The sequence below is a fragment of the Metamycoplasma sualvi genome, assembly GCF_045276925.1.
Classification (GTDB): domain Bacteria; phylum Bacillota_I; class Bacilli_A; order Mycoplasmatales; family Metamycoplasmataceae; genus UBA710.
Genome location: NZ_CP174167.1, coordinates 791708 through 814862 on the forward strand (window position 1 = coordinate 791708; position 23155 = coordinate 814862).

The 23155-nt window shown below is 23.0% G+C and carries 18 protein-coding genes; 13 read left to right on the top strand and 5 right to left on the bottom strand.

Annotated features, from left to right (window positions below):
* The first annotated feature begins 34 nt into the window (after positions 1 to 34).
* From ACJA29_RS03755 to ACJA29_RS03775, 5 genes are read left to right on the top strand one after another with little or no spacing between them, the layout of a single operon-like run.
* Complete coding sequence (locus ACJA29_RS03755; protein ID WP_406602553.1) at positions 35 to 1822, top strand: hypothetical protein; 1788 nt, start codon at positions 35 to 37, stop codon at positions 1820 to 1822.
* A gap of 4 nt (positions 1823 to 1826) precedes the next feature.
* Positions 1827 to 2999, top strand: a complete 1173-nt coding sequence (gene thiI / locus ACJA29_RS03760) for a tRNA uracil 4-sulfurtransferase ThiI (RefSeq protein ID WP_406602554.1) — start codon at positions 1827 to 1829, stop codon at positions 2997 to 2999.
* Between the two features lie 3 nt (positions 3000 to 3002).
* Positions 3003 to 4445, top strand: a complete 1443-nt coding sequence (locus ACJA29_RS03765) for an aldehyde dehydrogenase family protein (RefSeq protein WP_406602555.1) — start codon at positions 3003 to 3005, stop codon at positions 4443 to 4445.
* Positions 4438 to 5277 (top strand): hypothetical protein, encoded by an 840-nt coding sequence (locus ACJA29_RS03770; protein WP_406602556.1) that lies wholly within the window; start codon positions 4438 to 4440, stop codon positions 5275 to 5277. Before ACJA29_RS03765 ends, ACJA29_RS03770 begins: the two co-directional genes overlap by 8 nt.
* A 57-nt stretch (positions 5278 to 5334) precedes the next feature.
* Positions 5335 to 5457, top strand: coding sequence for a hypothetical protein (locus ACJA29_RS03775; RefSeq protein ID WP_406602557.1), 123 nt, complete (start codon positions 5335 to 5337; stop codon positions 5455 to 5457).
* A gap of 505 nt (positions 5458 to 5962) precedes the next feature.
* Here ACJA29_RS03775 and ACJA29_RS03780 read toward each other — a convergent pair.
* The 3 genes from ACJA29_RS03780 to ACJA29_RS03790 all read right to left on the bottom strand — a co-directional run bounded on the left by ACJA29_RS03780 (position 5963) and on the right by ACJA29_RS03790 (position 7964).
* Complete coding sequence (locus tag ACJA29_RS03780; protein WP_406602558.1) at positions 5963 to 6130, bottom strand: glycosyltransferase; 168 nt, start codon at positions 6128 to 6130, stop codon at positions 5963 to 5965.
* A gap of 20 nt (positions 6131 to 6150) precedes the next feature.
* Positions 6151 to 6957, bottom strand: a complete 807-nt coding sequence (locus tag ACJA29_RS03785; protein ID WP_406602983.1) for a glycosyltransferase family 2 protein — start codon at positions 6955 to 6957, stop codon at positions 6151 to 6153.
* 107 nt (positions 6958 to 7064) lie between these two features.
* Positions 7065 to 7964, bottom strand: coding sequence for a glycosyltransferase family 2 protein (locus tag ACJA29_RS03790; RefSeq protein ID WP_406602559.1), 900 nt, complete (start codon positions 7962 to 7964; stop codon positions 7065 to 7067).
* Between the two features lie 116 nt (positions 7965 to 8080).
* Here ACJA29_RS03790 and ACJA29_RS03795 point away from each other — a divergent pair, with 116 nt between their 5' ends.
* Positions 8081 to 11014, top strand: coding sequence for an AAA family ATPase (locus ACJA29_RS03795; RefSeq protein WP_406602560.1), 2934 nt, complete (start codon positions 8081 to 8083; stop codon positions 11012 to 11014).
* 122 nt (positions 11015 to 11136) lie between these two features.
* Positions 11137 to 12849 (top strand): ribonuclease J, encoded by a 1713-nt coding sequence (locus ACJA29_RS03800; RefSeq protein ID WP_406602561.1) that lies wholly within the window; start codon positions 11137 to 11139, stop codon positions 12847 to 12849.
* On the opposite strand, the gene ACJA29_RS03805 is transcribed toward ACJA29_RS03800, so the two are convergent.
* A complete protein-coding gene (locus ACJA29_RS03805; protein WP_406602562.1) occupies positions 12839 to 13564 on the bottom strand; it encodes a hypothetical protein in 726 nt (241 codons plus the stop codon). The two genes, ACJA29_RS03800 and ACJA29_RS03805, sit on opposite strands and share 11 nt — an antisense overlap.
* Positions 13565 to 13701: 137 nt before the next feature.
* Between ACJA29_RS03805 and ACJA29_RS03810 the strand changes: the two genes are divergently transcribed.
* From ACJA29_RS03810 to rpmB, 6 genes are all read left to right on the top strand, one after another.
* Positions 13702 to 14805 carry an IS30 family transposase gene (locus tag ACJA29_RS03810; protein ID WP_406602336.1) on the top strand — a complete coding sequence of 368 codons (1104 nt, stop codon included), beginning with the start codon at positions 13702 to 13704 and terminating at the stop codon, positions 14803 to 14805.
* Positions 14806 to 14973: 168 nt separating this feature from the next.
* The gene (locus ACJA29_RS03815) at positions 14974 to 17574 is read left to right on the top strand and encodes a HinT-interacting membrane complex protein P80 (RefSeq protein WP_406602563.1); all 2601 of its coding nucleotides are present in this window, start codon (positions 14974 to 14976) and stop codon (positions 17572 to 17574) included.
* Positions 17574 to 19562 (top strand): hypothetical protein, encoded by a 1989-nt coding sequence (locus ACJA29_RS03820; protein ID WP_406602564.1) that lies wholly within the window; start codon positions 17574 to 17576, stop codon positions 19560 to 19562. Before ACJA29_RS03815 ends, ACJA29_RS03820 begins: the two co-directional genes overlap by 1 nt.
* A gap of 3 nt (positions 19563 to 19565) precedes the next feature.
* Positions 19566 to 19892 (top strand): histidine triad protein HinT, encoded by a 327-nt coding sequence (hinT, locus tag ACJA29_RS03825; protein ID WP_406602565.1) that lies wholly within the window; start codon positions 19566 to 19568, stop codon positions 19890 to 19892.
* Positions 19893 to 21725: an oligoendopeptidase F gene (gene pepF, locus ACJA29_RS03830; protein ID WP_406602566.1), complete on the top strand. Its 1833-nt coding sequence runs from the start codon at positions 19893 to 19895 to the stop codon at positions 21723 to 21725.
* Positions 21726 to 21814: 89 nt separating this feature from the next.
* Positions 21815 to 22006, top strand: a complete 192-nt coding sequence (gene rpmB, locus ACJA29_RS03835) for a 50S ribosomal protein L28 (protein ID WP_406602328.1) — start codon at positions 21815 to 21817, stop codon at positions 22004 to 22006.
* A gap of 476 nt (positions 22007 to 22482) precedes the next feature.
* Here the strand turns inward: rpmB and ACJA29_RS03840 are convergent, their stop codons facing one another.
* Positions 22483 to 22938, bottom strand: a complete 456-nt coding sequence (locus ACJA29_RS03840; protein ID WP_406602567.1) for a hypothetical protein — start codon at positions 22936 to 22938, stop codon at positions 22483 to 22485.
* Between the last annotated feature and the right edge of the window lie 217 nt (positions 22939 to 23155).

A 23155-nucleotide genomic window follows, 5' to 3' on the forward strand; every position in this document is an offset into this window, starting at 1 on the left:
ATTTAATAATATTAAAGTAATAAAATTTAAATATATGACTACACTTCAAATAGTTTTACTTATTGTTGGCATCCTTATACTTATTTTCATTCCATTTGGAATTTTTGTTTTATTAAAATGAATATTTTTAAAAAAATATTCTAATTATTTAAAAAAATTAGAAACTTTTTTACGTGAAGAACCATATATAGATACATTGACAATATTGAGAACAATAGATGTTAAATTTACTAAGTCTGAAAAAAGATTAGTAGAAAGAATAACTAATTCTCCTAATGATCAGATTCAAGATATAAATGTGAATATTTCTAAAATTCAAAAAGAAAAAGAAGAATATGCTCGATTAACAATTGAAATTGAAGAAAAAATCACTGAATTACGTAAAATCAAAAACAAGTTATTTAATAAGTTAGATCATTCTAAAGTTTTTTCTTGTCATCCGATTATTGTAGAAGCAAATAATAAAATAAATGAATTAAATTTACTAAAGAAAAATATTAATGAAAGGTCATTAAAACTTTTAAAACCAATTAAAGAGTTTAACAACACAAAATACGAATATTTATCAATATATAAATCTTTACAATCAAAAATTGCAACCTGAATCGAGGAAATGGATAATGAACAATTTACTAGAAGTTTAGAAAATGTTCAAAATCAAATTGAAAATTTATTAGAAGAAGTAAATGAATGCATAGAAAGAGATAATGAAGAAGAAATGTGAAAAGCATTTACTTCATTTAAAAAAGTTTTATATAATCTACTTTTATTTGATAATCATTATGAGAGCTTTAAAAATAGAATTTTTAAAATGCAGGGATATAAACAATTACTTCGACACATTGAAAAATTAAAACAAACTACAACAATTAATTTTGATAATTTAAATGTTGCAGGATATATTCAAAATGTTCAAGAATTAACAAAAGTTACAAAAGAGTCATTTTTTCAATTAGATGTACCAAATACAAAAGAGAATTTAAAAGCTTTATTGAGAAATAAATATGATTTGTTTAATTTAGTTGATAAAGAATTAAAAGCATATTTTTTTATAAAACAATACAACTTAGAACATATTCAAAAATACTTAAGCATTATTAACAATAAACATTCTGAATTGAAAAAAGAAATTGACAAAATTAGTACTATTGATAAAATGTTCTATTGAAGTTTAGATAATGATCATAGTGAATTAGTATCTTTAAACAATAATATTCAAAGTTTTATAAAAGAATATACAGAAATTGTAGATAGTCCTAATTCATCTTATTCATCTAAACAAGGATTGTATAAAAAAATTTTTTTATCTATATCATCATTTATTGACACATGCAATCAAATAGAAAAAAGGATTGACATTTTTTATGCAAATGCTTCCAATCCCATTTTGAAGTATTTTAATTTATCTAAAACATACATTATTGGTCTTTCCAAAATAAAGAGAAATGACATTATATTATCTGATAATGATAAAAATTTAATTTATCAAATAGAAGATATAAAAAAGAAAATTGATTTAATTATTATTTCTAATAATGAAAGAACAAGAGAATCAAAAATTGAAATATATGTAAAAACACTATTTGATTTAGTTGTTACATTTTTAAATACAGTAGTAAAAAAATCTACAATAACACAAGTATTTAGTTTAATAAATACAAAATATAGTTACTATCAATTTGTTGATGAAGTATTTCACAAAGTTGTTTTAGAAAGTGAAAAAATGTTAAGTGTTGGACAATATTTAGAAGGGTTGGAATTTTTAATAAGATATATTTTTAAAAATTATATTAATAATAATACTAATAGGAGACAAAACTAGAATTATGAAGTATGAAAAGATTTTAATTAGATTTGGAGAATTATCTTTAAAAGGAAACAATAAAATGACTTTTGTCAGAAAACTTGCATCTAACATTAGCAAAATATGCAATGTTGATTTAAAACATATAGATATAATGATTGATAGAATTTTTATTCCATATTCAATAGAAAATTTAAATAATTTAAACTATGTATTTGGTATTTCTTCATATTCTCCTGTTTTTCAATTAAATTCTAATTTAGATGAAATTGAGAAATTAATTCAAAAAATTGATTTTGCTCCACATAAGAATTTCAAAATTAATAGTAGAAGAAAATGAAAAGATTTTCCATTATCTTCTTTAGACTTAAACATTCACTTAGGGAATTTTGTTTTAAAAAATAACAAGCACTTAACAGTAAAAGTGAAAGATCCTGATATAGAAGTAAATATAGAAATTCATAAAAACTTTTCATATATTTTTTGGGAAAAAATTAAAGGATTAGGAGGATTGCCAGTTGGTGTGTCGGGCAAAACAATCCATTTATTATCTGGAGGAATTGATTCTCCTGTAGCAGCTTTAGAAATGATTAAAAGAGGTGTGCAAGTAGATTTTTTAGCTTTCATTTCTCCTCCACATACAGATGAGACAACAATAAAAAAATTAAAATTAATTGTTGACTTAATCACAAAATATCAAATTAAATCTACTTTATATTTATTTAATTACACAGAAATAATGAATTATATTGGTTTAACATCAAATCAAAAATACAAAATTGTTTTAATGAGAAGAAGTTTTTATCGAATAGCTAGCTCAATAGCATTAAAAACTCATTGTTTAGGTATATCTAATGGAGAAAATTTAGCTCAAGTTGCTTCTCAAACTATGGAAGCAATTCATGTTATTCATAATCAATCTTTACTTCCTGTTTATCAACCTTTATTGACATTAGATAAAATAGAAATAATAAGCAAGTCAGAAAAATTTAATTTATTTCCTATTTCTACTATAAAAGCTTGTGAAACATGTGAACTATTTGCTCCTAATCATCCTGCAACAAAACCATCTATCGATGTTGCTCAAGCATTAGAAGAAGAATTGGATTTACTACAAGGATTAGAAGAAAAAGCAATTAACAATAATATAGAAAGATTATTTTTTAAAATAAATAGTAAAATTGATATTAAGTAAAATATGCAACCAAAACTATTTAAAGTATTAGTAGGAAAAGAAATAAGAGATGATTTTAATGATTCTATTCAAATTTTCTCTCCTATTAATAATCAAATCATTGGATCAATTCCGAGAGTAAAAAATAAATATCAAATAGATAAAATTTGTCATGAAGCAAAAGAAGCTTTTGCTATTTACAAAAATACATCATTTGAATCTAGAAAAAACAAATTATTAAATTTTTGTGAATTATTAAATAAAAATTGAGATGAAATTTCTAATTTAATTGTGCAAGAAATAGCCAAAAGCAAAAGAGATGCTATTAAAGAAATTGAAAGAACAATTGACTATATCAAATTAACTATTGATGAATATGAAAAAATGATTAATAAGCAACCAATGATTATCGATAGCAATGTTCATAATATTAAAGGGAAAACAGGTAAATTTTATTATGAACCTTTAGGTGTAGTACTAGCAATTAGTCCATTTAATTATCCTTTAAATTTATTGATGACTAAATTAGCTCCTGCTCTTATTTCAGGTAATGTAGTAGTTTATAAACCAGCAACTCAAGGATCTTGTTTAGGAGCTTTTATTAGTTTATTATTATATGAATCAGGTTTTAAAAATGGTGAAGTTAGTTGTGTTATTGGAAAAGGTTCTGAAGTAGGTGATTGATTAATAGAAAATTCAGATATAAACATGATTACTTTTACTGGTTCTACAAGTGTGGGTAAAAGGATATCTCAATTAAATCCTTTAATTCCAGTTTCATTAGAATTGGGTGGTAAAGATGCTGCAATTGTTTTAAAAGATGCTGATATAGCTAAAACAGCAGCGAACATTGTTAAAGGGGCTTTTTTATACAATGGCCAAAGATGCACAGGCATTAAAAGAGTTTTAGTTGATGATAAAGTAGCTTATAAATTAGTTGATGCAATTAACTATGAAATTAATAAATTAACAGTAGGATCAGCTAGTGAAGGAAATTTTGATGTTACTGAAATGATTAGCGCAAATTCTATTAAATATAATTTACATCTATTGCTAGATGCTTTACAAAAAGGTGCTTTAACAGATCAAAATATTAGATTAATTAATAATAATATTCTGGCTCCAATAGTTTTATATAATGTAAACTCAAATTGTAAAATTTATTATGAAGAACAATTTGGGCCTGTTTTACCAATTATTAGTTTTAAATCTATTGAATCAGCAATAGAAATTAATAATGAATCTGAATATGGTTTACAAGCATCTATATATACTGAAGATATTGAATTAGCAAACAAAATTGCAAAATCATTAGATGTAGTAACAGTCAATATTAATCAAAGCCCATCAAGAGGCCCGGATATTTTTCCTTTTGGCGGAATTAAAAATTCCGGAAAAGGAATGCAAGGTATCAAAGAGGCTATTATATCTATGAACAGAATTAAAGGAGTTATTGAAAATGATTAATTTTTATAGTTATTGATTAGGAAACGAAGAACAAAAAAAGAAAATTGAGGAATATTTTTCTAGAATTGAAAAATTAAATAAAAACATAAAATTTCATTTAGGACCAACTAAAGAAGAACATGAATATTTATTAGAAAAATTTAAATTTTATTCTATAAATTTCGAAAGAAAAAATTTTTCTTTTTGCTCTGATATATGAAGGTTATATAAAATGCTAGTCTTAGGCAATGATGATGATCAAAACAAAAATATTTATATTGATTCAAAAACTGTATTTAATGAAGAAAGATTAAATGAGTTAGTTTCATTAATTGAGAATAATAATAACATTCTTATTAAAGAAAAACCTCATAGGATTTGGTCTGGTTTTATATATTTAAATAATAAAAATAAAAATATTCTTTATGATTCTTTGAATTTTTATTATTTTTTTCCACATCTAACGAATTATTCAATATTTATAGCTCCTAGTATTATGTCAATATTTTTATGAAAATCTAAAAAAGAAAATATTAAAAATATTTTTTTCTTTGATGCAAGAGATATTGATCCATTAAATGATAATAGTATTTTGAAATATAATGGATTTGGGTCTTGATTGAAACAAAATAAAAATAAAGATTTGAATGAAACGAAAAATGCAGCAAGTTTTTTTCATGAGCAAGCAATAAAATTTGAAAAAAATAAATGAACTAAAATAGGAACTTGATGAAAAAAATGATATTGAGACAAATTTTGCATTATATTCTTCCCTTATATTTGAATCAAGCTAAAATCAAGAAAAAAATTAGAAATAGAAACTTCTTATTTTTTAACTAAAAAAGAAAAATAAGAGAATTTCAATCCAATATCCATTTTTAATCATGTTTTAAAACTAGGAGAAATTTTTTTGAAATATTCATTATATATTTTTAATGATTCTTCTTTATTTATATATAAATTATGTAAAAATTTAGAATTAAAATCTGATACTAATATTTCTAAACTAAAAACTTTTTATTTTTATAATTAGATGCTAATATAGCATCAATTATTTCTAAATTTGATTTGCAATTTAAATGTTGGTTTCTGACTATAGATTTAACATGAGAAAACACATTATAGTTAAAAGCAAACATGTGAAGATATCTATATTTAATTTTTTCTATATTTAATAAAGTCATTACAAAAAAAGATCTTCACCATAATTAAAGAGATCATTAAAATGAATATTATTTTTTATTAAAAAATCTTTGTTAAAAAAACATAGAAACTTGAGGGGAATATCTATTATTTCATGGAAATATTTTGATAATAATTGATTTAAATTTTTTATTCTTTTTTTTAATATTAGGAAATCTATAAAAATCATATTTTGGTTTTAATTTGTCTTTATTTAAAAACTTAATAAATTTCTCTCTTGTTTCATCATCATCAATAAAGTAAACTCATTTTCCTTTTGCTAAAGAAAGACCTTTGTTTCTTGCTGATGAATTGCTTAATCTTTCATTAGATAAAATTAAATTTATATTTTGTTCTTATTCAATTAGTTTTAAATTATTTTGTAATTTTTCAATATTTTGATAACTTGACATTGCATCAATAATTATTATTTCTTTATCTTTTAAATTCTTAAAAGAATTAATCCCATTGACAATAAGATCGGGTCTATTAAAATGAGGAATAATAATTGAATATTTAATCATAATATAATGATATTGATATATTAAGATTTTTTAATACTTTTAATTAAATATAAAAAATATAAACATTTAGAAGCTTCATCTAACTTTATTCAAGTAATTATCCCAGGAGATATTTTTTTCATATATTCTTTATATATTTTTAAAGATTCCTCTTTATCTTCATACATTTTTTTTAAAAATAATGAATAAAAATCAGATAATAAAATTTCTAAACTAATAACTTTTATATTTTTATAATTTGTTTCCAATATAGTATCTATTATTTGTAAATTATATTTTGGAGTTTTATGTTTTCTTCTTACTAAACTATTTATATGAGTAAAAATATTATAATCAAAAGAAAAAATATGAATATATTTATGTTTAACATTTGATTGACTAAATAAAACCATTATAAAAAAACGATCTTCTGCATAAGAACAAGAAGGATTAAAGCAAATATTATTTTTTATTAAAAAATCTTTATTAAACAAAAATGTAGAAACTTGAGGGGAATACCTATTATTTCAAGGAGATATTTTGATAATAATTGATTTAAATTTTTTATTCTTTTTTTCAATATTAGGAAATCTATAAAAATCATATTTTGATTTTAATTTGTCTTTATTTAAAAACTTAATAAATTTCTCTCTTGCTTCATCATCATCATCAATAAAGTAAACTCATTTTCCTTTTGCTAAAGAAAGACCTTTATTTCTTGCTGATGAAAGATTTAATCTTTTATTAGATAAAACTAGATTTACATTTTGTTCATGTTCAATTAGTTTTAAATTACTTTGTAATTTTTCAATATTTTCATCACTTGACATTGCATCAATAATTATTATTTCTTAATCTTTTAAATTCTTAAAAGAATTAATCCCATTGATAATAAGATCAGGTCTATTAAAATGAGGAATAATAATTGAATATTTAATCATAATATAATGATACATTAAGATTTTTTAATACTTTTAATTAAATATAAAAAATATAAACATTTAGATGCTGCATCCAACTTTATTCAAGTAATTATCCCAGGAGATATTTTTTTCATATATTCTTTATATATTTTTAATGACTCACTTTTATTCTTATACATTTTTTTCAAAAATAACGAAAAAAAATCAGATAGTAAAATTTCCAAACTAATTGCTTTTTTATTTTTATAATTAGATGCTAATATAGCATCAATTATTTCTAAATTGTCTTTTGGAGTTAAATATTCTTTTCTCATCAAACTATTAATTGAAGAAAAAATATTATAATCAAAAGAAAAAATATGAATATATTTATGTTTAACATTTGATTGACTAAATAAAACCATTATAAAAAAACGATCTTCAGCATAACAATAACGAGGATTAAAGCAAATATCCTTTTTTAATAAAAAATCTTTATTAAATAAAAACGTAGAAACTTGAGTAGAATATCTATTATTTCAAGGAGATATTTTAAGAATAATTGATTTAAATTTTTTATTCTTTTTTTCAATATTGGGAAATCTGTAAAAATCATATTTTGGTTTTAATTTGTCTTTATTTAAAAACTTAATAAATTTCTCTCTAGCTTCATCATCATCATCAATAAAGTAAACTCATTTTCCTTTTGCTAAAGAAAGACCTTTGTTTCTTGCTGATGAATTGCTTAATCTTTCATTAGATAAAATTAAATTTATATTTTGTTGTGAATCAATTAACTTTAAATTATTTTGTAATTTTTCAATGTTTTCATGACTTGACATTGCATCAATGATTATTATTTCTTTATCTTTTAAATTCTTAAAAGAATTAATTCCATTGATAATAAGATCAGGTCTATTAAAATGAGGAATAATAATTGAATATTTAATCATAATATGTTTATATATAATAATATAAAAAATATTTATTATAAGTTAATAAATGATTTAATTTTTAATTGTTTATAATTATTTATTAAAATAAAAAGAAATATTTAATGAGGGGCAATATGAAGCTGATTAAAGTAGAAGCTGAAGGATTTAAATCATTTGCAGATAAAATTTCATTGTCATTTGATGGTGGTGTTGTTGGAATAGTAGGTCCTAATGGGTCTGGTAAATCTAACATTAATGATGCTATTAGATGAGTATTAGGTGAACAATCATCCAAAGCTCTTCGTGGAGATACAATGGATGATGTTATCTTTTCAGGTTCTAAAACAGAAAAACCTATGGATAAATCTATAGTGACTCTAACTTTTGATAATAGTGATGGTGAAGTTTCAATTCCTCATAAAATATTTACTATTTCTAGAGTTTTAGAAAGAGGTAAGGGAAATAATACTTATTTCATTAATGATCAAGTTGTTAGATTTAAAGATATTAGAGATATTGCATATGAATCTGGAATATCAAAATCTTCTTTAGCAATAATATCTCAAGGTACAGTTAGTGATATTGCTCAAGCAACTCCTGAACAAAGAAGGGGAATAATTGAAGATGCAGCAGGAACATCAAAATATAAATCTAAAAAAGTAGAAGCTTTAAGAAAACTAGAAAAAACTACTGAAACTTTAGATAAAGTTAATACTGTTGTAGAAGAATTAGAAAAACAATTAAAACCATTAGAAAAACAATCTGAAAAAGCTCAGATTTATATTGCTAAATCAAATGAATTAAAAGAAGTAGAAGTTGCTCTGTTAGTTAATGATTTATTACATTACAAAGAAAGAGTAGAAATTTTAAAAAATGAAATTGATGGTTTTCAAGAAACAAAAGAAGACTTAGAACAAAAAATTCAAATTGATGAACAAAAATTAAATGATAATTTGGAATATAAAAAGAATTTAGATGAAGAAGTAATTGAATTATCTAAAGAATTAGATCAAATTAATGAAAAATTACAAGCATTAGAAATTCAATTTAAAAATGAAGAGATGAGAAGAGAAATGATTATTTCTGGTCAAATTTCTACAGCATCTCATGAAAGAATTAATGCATTAAAAAAAGAATTAGAGTCTTTATCATCTCAAATTAATCATTTAGAATCATGAAAAGATAAAACATCTGAAGAACTTGGAATTAAAAGAAGAGAAATAGAAAAAATAGAGATGCAGGTTGCTGAATTAAGAATGAGAGAAAATTCATCAAAAACAAAATTAATGAAAGCAAAATCTAAATTAGATGTTTTAAATGATTATAAAGATTCTAAATCAAATTTATTTAAAGGAACAAAAACTGTATTAGATAATGGAACTTTATTTAAAAATAAAATGTTTGGTACAGTTGCTGATTTAATTTCTATCCCAGAAAAATATATTTTAGCAATGGATTCTATTTTGCAAAATGCAGTACAACATATTGTTGTAGAAGATTCAGAAACAGCAGTAAAAATTATTGAATTTTTAAAAGATAACAATGGAGGTAGAGCAACCTTTATTCCTCTATCTTCGATTAGTTCTAAAGAAATTAAATCAGAATATCTAGTTAAAATAAGAACTCACTCAGGGTTTATTGGTATAGCATCAGATTTAGTTTCGATAGACCCAAAATTTGATGTACTTGTTAATTTCTTGCTAGGCAATGTAATTGTTGTAGAAGATATTAAAATTGCAAATGAGATTTCTCATTTAGTTGATAAAAAATATTTAGTAGTTTCATTAGATGGAGATTTAATTAGACCTGGTGGTATTATGACTGGTGGAACTAAACAAAATTCTAATATTTTAGGAATTGAAAATCAAATAGAACAAATTAAAAATATTATTCCTCAATTAGAAGAAATTGTTTTATTGGCTTCTCAAGATATATCTAAATTAGAAAGTCTAAAAGGAGAAAGACAATCATATATAGACCAATTAACTATAGAATTTGTAAAAAATAATGAAAAACTAATTAGTATTAAGGAAAAATTTTCTTCTTTAAAAATTGATTATGAATCTCATTCACAAGAAAAATTTAAAGAAAGTAATATTCAATCAATAGATGTTGAATTAAATAATTACCGTGATAAAAAATCATCATTAAGTGCAACAATTAAATCTAAAAAAGATAAATTAGAACAATTAACTAATGTAATCAATCAATTACAAAAATCTAAAAAAGAATTAGAAAAATCTTTAAGATTAATAATTGAATCTTTTTCAGACAAAGCAACTGAAAAAACAAAAGCGGATTTCTACATTAATGATGCTAATAAGAGATTGTCTGAACATTATCATTTAACATTTGATTCAGCAAGAGAGAATTTCAAATTAACTAAATCAATTGAAGAATCAAGACAAATTGTATCTACATTGAAAACTGAAATTTCAGAATTAGGAAATGTTAATCTAGATGCAATTCAAATGTATCAAGAAATTAAAGAAAGACATAATGATATTTACAAAGATAAAGTAGAGTTGGAAGAAGCTAAAAGAATTATTAATGAAGCAATTGCCGAGATGGATAAAATAATTATTTCTAGAATTAACAACACAATGGATATTGTTAATGAAGAATTTAATCTAGTATTTAAAGAAATGTTTGGAGGAGGAGAAGCAAGAATATTCTTATTAGATTCAAACGATCCTTTAGAATCTGGAATAGATATTAAAGCACAACCTCCAGGAAAATCAATTCAAAATTTAAAATTATTCTCAGGTGGAGAAAAATCTTTAATAGCAATTTCATTATTATTTGCAATTATTAAAGCAAAACCATTACCATTATGTATCTTAGATGAAGTGGAAGCAGCTTTAGATGAAGCTAATGTTGTTCGTTTTGCAGAATTTTTACAAAAATTGAAACAAGATACTCAATTTATTGTTATTACTCACCGTCATGGAACAATGTCACGTGTAGATGCTCTTTTTGGTGCAACAATGCAAAAAAGAGGAGTTACTTCATTCTTTAGTGTAGAACTTGCAAAAGCAAAAGAGTTAATTAATTCATACAATGAATAATTATTTAAAATTTATTATTTTATTATTACAAAATTTTTATATAATATGATGTTAATAAATGTTTAAGAATTAAACATACATCACAAATTAATAATAATTATAAATTTAATATAAGGATTTTTATGAATAAAAAAGGAACTAGATTTTTTGGTTTAGGTGGATTTCAAGAAATAGGTAAATCCACAGCTGTTATTGAACATGATGATCAAATATTTATTGTTGATGCCGGAATTCAATTTGCTAATGGATCTTTAACAGGTATTAAAGGAATAATTCCGGACTACCAATATTTAATTGATAATGAAGAAAGAATTCAAGGGTTATTTTTAACACATGGTCACGAAGATCATATGGGTGGAATAGCATATTTAGTTCAAAATTGTAATATTAAAAGAATTGTTGCTCCATCAGTAGGAATTTCTTACATTAAATTTAAATTAGATGAAAGAAAAATTAAAACTAACATTGAATGAATAGAGATTGACAAAAATTTAGTTTTAACTTTTGGCGATATGAAAGTTGATTTTTGATCAGCTCAACATTCTATTCCTGATGCTTATGGAATTAGATTTACTAATAGAAATGGTTCTATGTTTTTTACAGGAGATTTTAGAATTGATTATACTCCGATAGGTTCATATCCAGATTTTACGAAATTAGAACAAATTGGCCAAGAAGATTTAACAGTTTTATTTTCAGATTCTACTAATGCCATGAGACCTTATCATTCACCAAGTGAAAAAGATATTTTAAAAGCGATTCGTGAATATATGGAGCAAGCTCCTAAAAAGATTATCATTACAGCTTTTGCTTCAAATATGTCAAGAATTAGTGCAATTATTAAAATAGCTCAAGAAATGAATAAAAAAGTTGTTGCTTTTGGACATTCAATGGTTAACGGAATTAATATAGCAAGACAATTAGGATACATTGATGTAGATGATTCTATTTTTATTGATAAAAAACATGTATCAAAATATGATGATAATGAATTATTAATTTTAACAACTGGTTCTCAAGGAGAAGCATTAGCAGGTCTTGCTAAAATGGCGGAAGGCAAACATCCACAAATTAGTATTAAACATAATGACTTAATAATTTTCTCTTCTTCTCCTATTCCAGGAAATAGAATAAAAATAGAACTATTAATTAATGATTTATATAAATTAGGAGCCAACATTAAAGAAAATAAAATCGATGGTTATTTACATACTTCAGGTCATGCTTATCAAGAAGAACATAGAAAAATTTTTGAATTAACTAAACCAACATATTTTTTTCCATATCATGGAGAATTTAGAATGTCAGTGGTTCATGGAAGAACTGCCGAAAAAGCCGGTGTAAATCCTGATAATATTGTTATAGCATCTCATGGTGAAGTTTATGAAATGCTTGATAGAAAGATTTTTAAAACTAATGACAAAATAGTTTCAAATCCTATTTATATTGACGGTGAAATTGCTTCTGCTAAAAATACTAAATTAATTAATGAAAGAGAGCAATTAGGAGAAAATGGATTTGTTTATATTTCTTTATTAATTGATAAAGAAAAAGCAGATATTGTAGGTAGAACAAAAATTATCACAAGAGGAACACTATATGTAAAATCTTCTACAGACATCATAAGTGATATTAGAAGAATAGTCCATGGTTTAGTTTTATTTACAATAAAAAATTCTAATGATTGAACTTCTTCTAAATTGAAAAAATATATTCAAGAAAGAGTTAAAAGTTATTTTTACAAAACAAAAAGAAGAAGTCCTTATGTTTGCATCTCAATTCAATATTTAGATGATTTAAAATTTGTTACTATTCCTAAAGAAGTTAATGCTTAATAAAATCATCAAAAATAAAATTAAATTTCATTTTTCTTTCTAAAATAGGATTTTCTTTTCAATCTGCACCATATCTTTTAATTAATAATACTTCCCACTCTTCTGGTAGATATGTTGTAATATTTCCATATTGAACTGGAATTCTTTTCATTGTTAAAGAAGGGATTCAATTAAGATTTACATTTAATTGAAAAGAATCTACAACAAAATATCCTTGAAAATTTTCATTGTCATAAATATTAGAACTTATTTCATATCAAGTTAAATAACTATAAAACCAATTAAAAAAGCCAAATCATAACTTATTGCAAAATGAAATAAAATTCTTTGCTTTTTTTATTGATTTATAATATCCTATTTTTTGTCTTAACAAATTTTTTCTAGTATAAATTTTTTCAGTTTTTTTTACATTAGCTCTAATAATTAAATTGATTTTAATAATCGAAGACAAATCTTCTATAAAAAAAAATGGAGAGGTATAATAATAATCATTTCTTGTTAAATTATCAATTAAATGATCATGATTAACTTTTAAAAATTGATTATAATCCTCAATTTTCATCATTACTTCAACAATATTATTATCATTTTTAACAGCATCAGATTTTGTTTTTAATAAAGATAAATTTGACAAAGAGTATCAAAGTCCTAATTCTTCACATTTATTATGAAAAATAGCCAAAATTTTTTCATTGTTTTCATTAGCACTATTCATAAAAACATTATATTATATTTACAAATTAAAATAAATTATAAATTTACCAAATTAAATACCGATAAATAAAAAACCAGAGATTTCTCCCTGGCTGTCCTTGTAAAATATAAAAAAACCGAAAAGGACAACTAAATTATATGAAACTTCAATTTATATTTGAAAAAGAATTAGAAAAAATTAATTTAATTTTTGCATTAATGAATCAAATATCTGATTCTTCTCAAGAAAACTTTATTCCAAAAATGATGAAAAGATATGAATTCATCTCAAAAGCAACAAATTATTCTGTTGAAACAATTAGAAAAATGCTTTTTAAAACTAAAACTTATTGTTATAAAAAAATAAAAAATTATTCTTATAAACTATATTATTATGATTCAAATATTTATCTTAATAGATTAAATAATAAGAGAAAAAAATTAGAAATAATAAAACAACAAAATTGCTTATCTAAACACTTAGAAGTTGCTAAATTGATAAGAACAGTAGCTAAAGCAACGGGTAACAAAACTTCTGCAAAAACTTTATCCAAGATAATCAAAGAGAAATTAGGATTATATTATTCTCCAAAGCATTTATATCACTTAATTAGGCAAAATAAAATGAGTGGAGTAACATTAAGAATATTTCCATACCTAAAGCATGGTAAATACTATAAAAAACCCCATAAAATAGGCAAAAGAGTAATTGCAATACCCATTGATCAAAGAGATGAAATTATCAATAAAAGAATTAGATATGGTGATGTTGAAGTAGATACTGTAGAAGGAACTAAAACTGATAATAAATATCTTTCTACAATGATTGATCGAAAATCTAGAAGATTATCCATAACTATTTATGAAAATAAACAAAGTGATGAATTTTTAAAAGCAGTAGAAAATAACATCGAAAATATGAATCAAGAAATCAAATCGATTACATCAGACAATGGAACTGAAAATTATGACCTAGTTAAATTAAATATTCCATGATTTTCTACTAATCCATATTCTTCTTGACAAAAAGGTTCAATTGAACAAAAACATAAGCAAATAAGAAAATTTATTCCAAAAGGCAAATCTTTCAAAAATTTAACCCAAGATGATTGTGATCTAATTGCACTTGTAATTAATGCAGAAACTTATTTACAAAATACTAGTAAATACAAATTGGGAACCACCGTTACTCAAGAAGAGCTACAAAAATACTTTAAATTATTAGAAAAGAAAGACACCCACCGAATATTTCAACTTTGATAAATATTGTAAAATTATGAAATACAAGGAATTATCGGTATTGAAATTGGTAATTTTATAAATTAAAATAAATAATTGATATGGTAAAATTTATTAGTAAATTTCCAAATTCTTATTTATTATTATATTTTTAAATAAAATCTAATAAATAAAGAATAGTGAAGGAGTATTATGTCAGATAAACAAAAAGAAAGAAAAAACAAAGATAATAAAAATAAAAGATCTGCTTCTTCATTTTTTTCTAATTTAAATACAGATAGTTCTATTGAATATGGGTATGCTGAAAAAAACCCAAAATCAAAATGAGCTAAATGAACTATTGCTGGAGCGGTTTTAGCTGTAACGACAGTTGGAATTGCAGTTCCATGATCTCTTTCTTCTTGTACAGTTGCATTAAATAGACCTTATGCTTCAGGTGAAGTTCTTTATACATATAAAGATCCAATAACAAATCAACAAGTTGAAGTTACTTATCAAGAATTTGAAGAAAGAGTAAATGCTGTAAAAACAAATGTTACTATTTTTCAAAAATGAGATGATATTTTCTATGAAAATGTTTTAGAAGATTTATATAATGAAGAAAGAGAAGCTTATTTAAAATTTAAAGCCATTTATTTTAAAATTCATAATGCAAATCCTGATATATCTAAATTTGGTGGAAGTTTAGACAAAACTTTTTCAGAAATTAAAGATGAACAAAGAAAAATTTTAGAAGATAATAAAAAAACTTTTGAAAAAGCTTTTGGTTATAATGGTCAAAATTGATTAAATAATTGATTAAACGAATTACAAACAAATTCTATTTATGGACCTCAATCAACCGAAAATGCAAATACTTCCTCAATACCTGCACTAGAAGAAAAAGCTATTGCATATATGGTTACTCAAAAAATAAAAAGCTCTGCATTAGCAAGATATTTAGGTGCTTCTATTACTTCAGATTCTTGAAACTTTACTGATTTACAATTCGCTTCAGGTACCTTGCAAATTGATGATTTCTCAATAGACTATACATCAAATGATGGTTCAAAGAAAACTATTAATAAACAAGAAGCTATTAATATATGAAAAGCATATTTAACACCAAATGAAAATGTTGTGCAACCTAAAAATATAAATTCTACTAACAATACTCAAATTGCCGTTTTTGAAACTAAATCTTATTCAACAAGCTTTAGAAACCCATTTACTAAAATAACAAGCACTAATCCTTCAACTAAATCAGATAATCCTTTAATCACTTTATTAAATAAATACTTTAATTTAGGTTTAATATCAAGTTTTACAATAACAGGAATTACTCCGGGAGAATCTAATGCTTCAGCTTTCCAAATAACTTCTGAAGCTCTAACTTCATTATTTACAGTTCAAATAGTAAATTCAAATCAAACATTTTCAAATTTTGCTCCTATTAGTAGATTAACTTCTTTTAAAGGTGCTAATGTTATTAATACATCTAATGATCCTAATGATGCAAATGCATTAGAAAATGAAAAAGATAATTTATTAGTTAAAACTTTTGCTACAGATAATAATGTTTTAGGATCTTCAAAAATTTCAGATTTATCATCTTTAATTTATAAAGAATCAGCTTTAGATATGTTTGCAACAGCTGCAATATCTTCTTCTGATACAGGAATAACAGATACTAATACAGATAATTCATTATTTTCAATTTATAAAAATAAAAATTCATCAACATCTACAACACCAAATCCTAGTGACCCTATTTCAATATTTATGAAATTGTTATTTTCAATAGCAACAAGCGCAACAAATGAAATTACTTTTACTAATTATTCTTATGTTCAAACTAATTGAAATAATTTAAATTATGGCACTAAAACTGCATCAAGCCAATTAAAAACATTAGCTAAATTAATTCAATCAAACTTTACTGAAAATACTTTTGAATTTAAAAATGCAATTAATCCTAATGATTTTAATACACAATTAACAAATGCAATTTCAGCATTAGGAACAAATGATTTTACATTCTTGGGTCAATTGTTAAATTGTATTTTAATAGGTGATACAGCAAATATTAAAAGTAATTATTTAACAAATAGTTTATTTCAAAATCAAGTAGGTTATTGAACTTTATATGAATTATCAGCTCCTAATACTTCAAATAATAAACCTGGAACATACTTATATGTATCTGCTGATGGAATAAAAATATTTACTAAAAAAGTTGATAGTTTTACTTCAGATGATTTTAAAAATATGGCTATTAGTGATTTAAATAACACAATTAATAAAGGTGAAGCTTCAGAAGCTTCTACATATTATGATGTAGCTACAGTATTTGGTAAATTAAGTGATGATAATTTAATTATTTTGGATTTATTAAGCAATACTCAAAATGTAACTAAATTTAAAGAAGCAATTAAACAAGAATTAATCACAAATGGTGGTAAAAATGAAGCAACTGCTAAAACTGAATCTGAATCAATTTATAATGAATTTTACAAATATGTTAATTTAAAATGAAATTTAACATTAAATGACACTATTACACAAATTCAAGTTCAAATTCCTACTTCTATTTCAACAATTGTAGAATCAAAAAGAACTTATGATTTTGCTACATTTAGTGATTCAACAAATAATGAAAACATTGCAATTTTCCAAACATTATCTAAATATGGTGATAGTGCTGTAATTAAAACTATTGATTCTATATCAGGGACATTTATCTTAAAATTAACAAATTTAATAAGACCTAATGAAAATAAAACTACTAGAAGTGATATTAAAGGAGGTAAATAGTGATAAAGAAAATGTTTAAAAGGACTTTTGCTTCTTTATTAATTCCTGCTTCATTTATAGCTTCTCCATTTTTAGCAACATCTTGTGCTGTATTACCAACAGGTGATATTGATCGTCCTGCTCAAATTGAATTACTATCTTCAGAAGCTGCCAAAAACACTTTAATGGATAATTGATTAACTTCTACTTTTACTAGCTTATATGCTAAGTCTATAGCAGCACAAAATGAGAGTTTAGAAACAACATCAAATGTTCAAAATACTTTAAATTACTATTTATTAAATTTATCTTGACCAACAACTACAAACACCTCATCTACACCAATTACTAAAGAAACAAAAATAGGTAATAATGTTGTTTATGGAACTTTAACAGAACAACAAAAAACTACATTTGAAAATTTAGTTAAAGAAGCTTATAAGTTTTATATTTCATTTAAATCTACAATTAGTGAAACTACTAGCGATAGTGAAACAAAAACAAATCCAATAGTATATTTTATTGAAAAAGCTAATGCATGAAAATCTCAAGAATTAAATACAATAATTCCAATTTATTCATCAAAAAATACAAGTACTTTATTAACAATTCAAGATTTTAATCCAGGTTTAAAATATACAGGATTAGATTCAACTAATAGTGCATTAATAATAGAAGATGATTTTAAAATCTTAATGTCAACTAGAGGGACATTAGTTTATCAAAATGTATTGAAATTATTAATTAGTGAAATGTATTTCTTACATTCTACAGAACAATTAATTAAAAATGGAACTAACTACAATAAAATGACTAGAAATATGTCATCTGTAGATTATATTAATACACAAGCATATGTAGGACCAAAAAATGACTTTTCTACTTTTATGCTTAAAAAATATATGATAGAAAATAGTCCTCAATTATTATGATCTTATGCAGCAGAAGATTACACCACAAGCACACTATCTCCTTCTATTATTTCTACAATCACAGACTTTAATAACTTATCAACAACTAAGGATACACAATTATCTACTATATTAGCTCCAGATTCAACTGAAGATACAACTAATCAAATATCAAAATTACAAGCATTTAATAGTTGTCAATTTAATGCTAATGCAGATCAAGGAGGAGATTTATCTTCTAATATTGATAATTTAAAAATGTTTGGAGATAATAAAGGTGGATTATTTGATTCAACAACAAGCATGTTATTTTCATTTACTGAACTAAATGCAATTAAAGAAATTTTAAAATATAATGCTACTCAATCAAATACTAATAAATTATCTATTCCAAGCATTAATATTAAATCAACATCTACAAGTAAAAAATCTCATTCAATTATAATAAATGATTTAGATGTTGTATGAGATAATAAAACCATAACACCAACAAATAATGTGTTTCAATCAGTAAATGTCAATATTACTCAAGAACTAAAAATTAATTCGATTTCTTATTTACCAGCTAAAGGAGAAGAAAAAGAAATTGTTATTGCATTTACTTATTCATTCCAAAACAAAAATGGTTCACCAAGCACAAAACATTCATTTGATTATAACTTTACAATATCTAATTGAGGAAATAATGAATCAAGTCAACAAAATCCATTTGCAAAACAATATCAATTTTCAGGTTCTGATTCTCAAGTAGGAATTAAAATATTTGATAATTCTACATCATTGGGAATTAGTTATTATTTAAGATTTTTACCATTATGACAAGGAAGTGAATCAATATCGATTGGAGGAAACAATTGATATAGTAAAGGATATTGAACATTTGAAAATACCCCTTGAAATACAGTTGAAAAACAACAAAAATTAGTTTATTTCTTTGTTTTATCAGATTCTAATTTATTTACTAATATTCAAGATTTTTATTTATTCAATAATTATAATGTGGAAGCAAAATCATATGAAATATCTTCTTTAGTTTCATCTTTAGGCTTAACTAAAAAAACAGACAATGATCGTCGGGATGCGGGAATAATATATTAAATTATGGAAACAATTTTTCAACAAATAATTGATAAAAAAGCAGATGCTAAAATTCTTTTTGAAAACAAAAGAGTTATAGCTTTTTATGATATTAATCCTAAAGCTCCAGGCCATTTTTTGGTAGTTCCTAAAGTTTATTCAAGAAACTTTAAAACTATTAAAGAAAAAGATATGTTGTATTTAATAAAAATTGCTAGAAAATTAGCTCTTAAAGAAATTAAAAAATTAAATGTAGATGGTTTTCGATTAATTGTTAATAATGAAGCGTCAGCTAAACAAGTAGTTTTTCATACTCATGTTCATATTATTCCTAGTGAAAAAGGAATGTAAATGAAAATAAAACATTATAAAAAATATTCAGATGTCCCTCAAAAATATCGTTTTGATTTAGAAGATATTTTAGAAAACAAAACAATAGAACAATTAATTAAAGAATTTTTTGATTTATATCGGCACGAAATTAAAATTAAAGATAGTAAATATGAAAACGAAAAAACATATTTAAATTATTTAAAAGACCATGTAAAAATAACAGTTTTGTTTAATCGAATTTCAAATTATATTTCTAATAAAATTTCTACAAATATTATTGATCCTAAATTTAATAAATTGAACAATGAATTTAGTTACCAATGTTCTTTATTAAGTAAAGAATTAGGATCTGAAACTGTCAGAATTTTTCAACATGAAAAAAAATTAAAACAATGATTAGCATTAAAACAATTTCAGCCATTTAAAAAAGATATTGAGTATCTTTTGAAACAAAAAAAATATAAATTTTCTGATGAAGTAGAACAATTTGTTTTAAGAATTTCTCAAGCAGATATTAGTGCTTATAATATTTTTTCAATATTAACTAATAGTGAATTGGATTATGGTTATGCTATTTCTAAAACTAATAAAAAAATTAAAATTAATCCTTCAAATAGAAATCAATTATTACTAAATAAAGATGAATCTATTAGAAAAACTACTCAAATAAATTGAATAAAAGCATATTTAAAACACAAAAACTCTTTATCATTATTACTATACCAACATATTAAAAATATCTCTGTTTGAGCATTGGAAAGAAAATATAACTCTTCTATTGAATCGTTAATAATTGATGATCAAATGAATGAAGATTTATTACAAAAGTTATATTTAAATGTGAAAAAACATTCACATCTTTTTGATAAATTTTCATATTATCATAAAAAATTCTTTGAAATTAAATATAAGAAAAAATATAAAAATTGAGACTACTTATTACCACTTGTTAATGTGCAAATGAATTATTCAATTGAACAAATGCAACAAATTGTTTTGTCTTCTTTAAAACCTATGGGTAATGAATATATTTCTGTTATTCAAAAAATGTTTAAAGAAAATTGAATTGATTATTGTATTGTAGATAATAAAAGATCAGGAGCATATTCAATAGGTCAAACATATGGAATAAATAAAAAATATATTCTAATGAACTTTGATGGAAAACTATCTTCTGTGTCTACTTTAGCTCATGAAATAGGTCATTCTTTACATTCATATTTTTCAGATAAAACTCAACCTTATAATTTATCTCAATACCCTATTTTTCTTGCTGAAATAGCATCTATATTTAATGAATTAATGTTAAATGATTATTTATTACAAACATCTCAAGATGATAAATTTAAATTTCATATTTTATCAGAACAAATAAATGATTTCATTTCAACGGTTAAACAACAAACCATGTGATCAGAATATGAATTTGAAATTTACCACAAAATAGATAAGGGTGAATCTATTTCTACATTTGATGATTTAAAAGCAATATATCAATCAGTAATATCTCAATATACTAATAAAAAAAGAAAATACAATGATTATCAATTATATGGATCTATAATGGTTCCTCATTATTATTATGACTTTTATGTTTATAAATACTCTATTGGTTATTTAGTTGCAAATTTCTTTTTTAATCAATATAAACAAAAAGGACAAGTTGCAATTAAAGATTATATTGATAACTTTTTATCAAAAGGTTGTTCATTAGATCCAATAGATCTTTTAAAAGAGTGTGGAATAAATTTAGATGATCAATCATTTTATGAAGAAGCTTTTCAAAATTTTGCTAATAAGATTGATGAGTATATAAAAATAGGAAATAAAATTTTTAAATTAAAAATTTAATTATTCATATATAATATTGAACATATAAAAAATATTGAAAATTTATAGATTAATAATCCAAGATTGAAAAATAAACAAGGAGAGAAATTATGGCAAGACAAGATCAAATAACCTTAAAAAAAGCAATGTCAGGGAACTATCGTTCACATGCTTTAAATTCAACAAGAAGAAAATTTAATTTAAATTTACAAAAAGTTACTATTTTAGAAAACAACAAAAAAGTAACATATTTAGTTTCTGCTAAAACAATGAGAACTTTAAGAAAAAAAGGAAAAATTTAATTTTTTTAAATTACTTTATAAATTTTTGATTATCTTTGATAAAGCTTTAGCAAAAGTCTTGTTACCCATTATTTTAGTTATTCTTTTATTAATTTTGCAACTAATAGATGTTTTGCTATTATTAATTTTCTTCTTTTGCTATTATTAATTTTCTTCTTTTATTATTTAGTCGCAAAAGATAAATATTTACATCATAATAATAGATCTTATAAGAATAATTTTTTATTCTATAAAGAATCTGATAATTCATTCATTAATGTAAAGATAAAATTAATTTTTTCTAATTCTTTTTCAAATATAAATTGAAGTGTCCTTTTTGTCTTTATTTATTTTACAAGGACAGCTAGAGAGAAATCTCTGGTTTTTTTATTTATCGGTATTTAATTTGATAACTTTATACCCAACTAGGAGCTTTTTTATTTGCTATCAAATTATGTATAATTAAAAAAATATTACTTTAGGTCTTTGTAAATAAATTATCTTTTATGATTTGTATTTCTTCTAAAATCATCTTTATGAAAAGATTCAAGAACACTTAGTCTTTGATCAACTTTATGGTTGAATTCTTTTTGTTCTTTGTTAAACTCTTTTTGTTCTTCTATAAAATCAACTACTGAATTATTAAATTCCTTTTGTTCTTTATTAAATTCCTTTTGTTCTTTTATAAAATCAACTACTGAATTATTAAATTCCTTTTGTTCTTCTATAAAATCAACTACTGAATTATTAAATTCTTTTTGTTCTTTAACAAATTCTGTCATATCTGACATAAACTCTAATACTTTATTTTCAAAAGATGATTTTTTCACTTTATCTTTATCTCCAGTAATTTTAATTTTATAAGATTTCTTTGTTTCTTCAATTAATTCAATTTTAGGATCATTAGATAAATTTAACAATTCATTCATTTTTCTCTTATTGATAATGGACATGATTTAAATTTTATCAACGATGAAATAGAAATTTATTCCTAATTTTCTTTAATTTTTTTCTTTTCTTATTTAGTCAAGAGTAGATAAATATTTACATCATAATAATAGATCTTATAAGAATAATTTTTTATTCTATGATAACAATACGTTTTAGTTTTCAAAAACATCTTTCTTATTGTCTCCATAGAATAATTAGTTGCTTTTGAGATAAATTCAT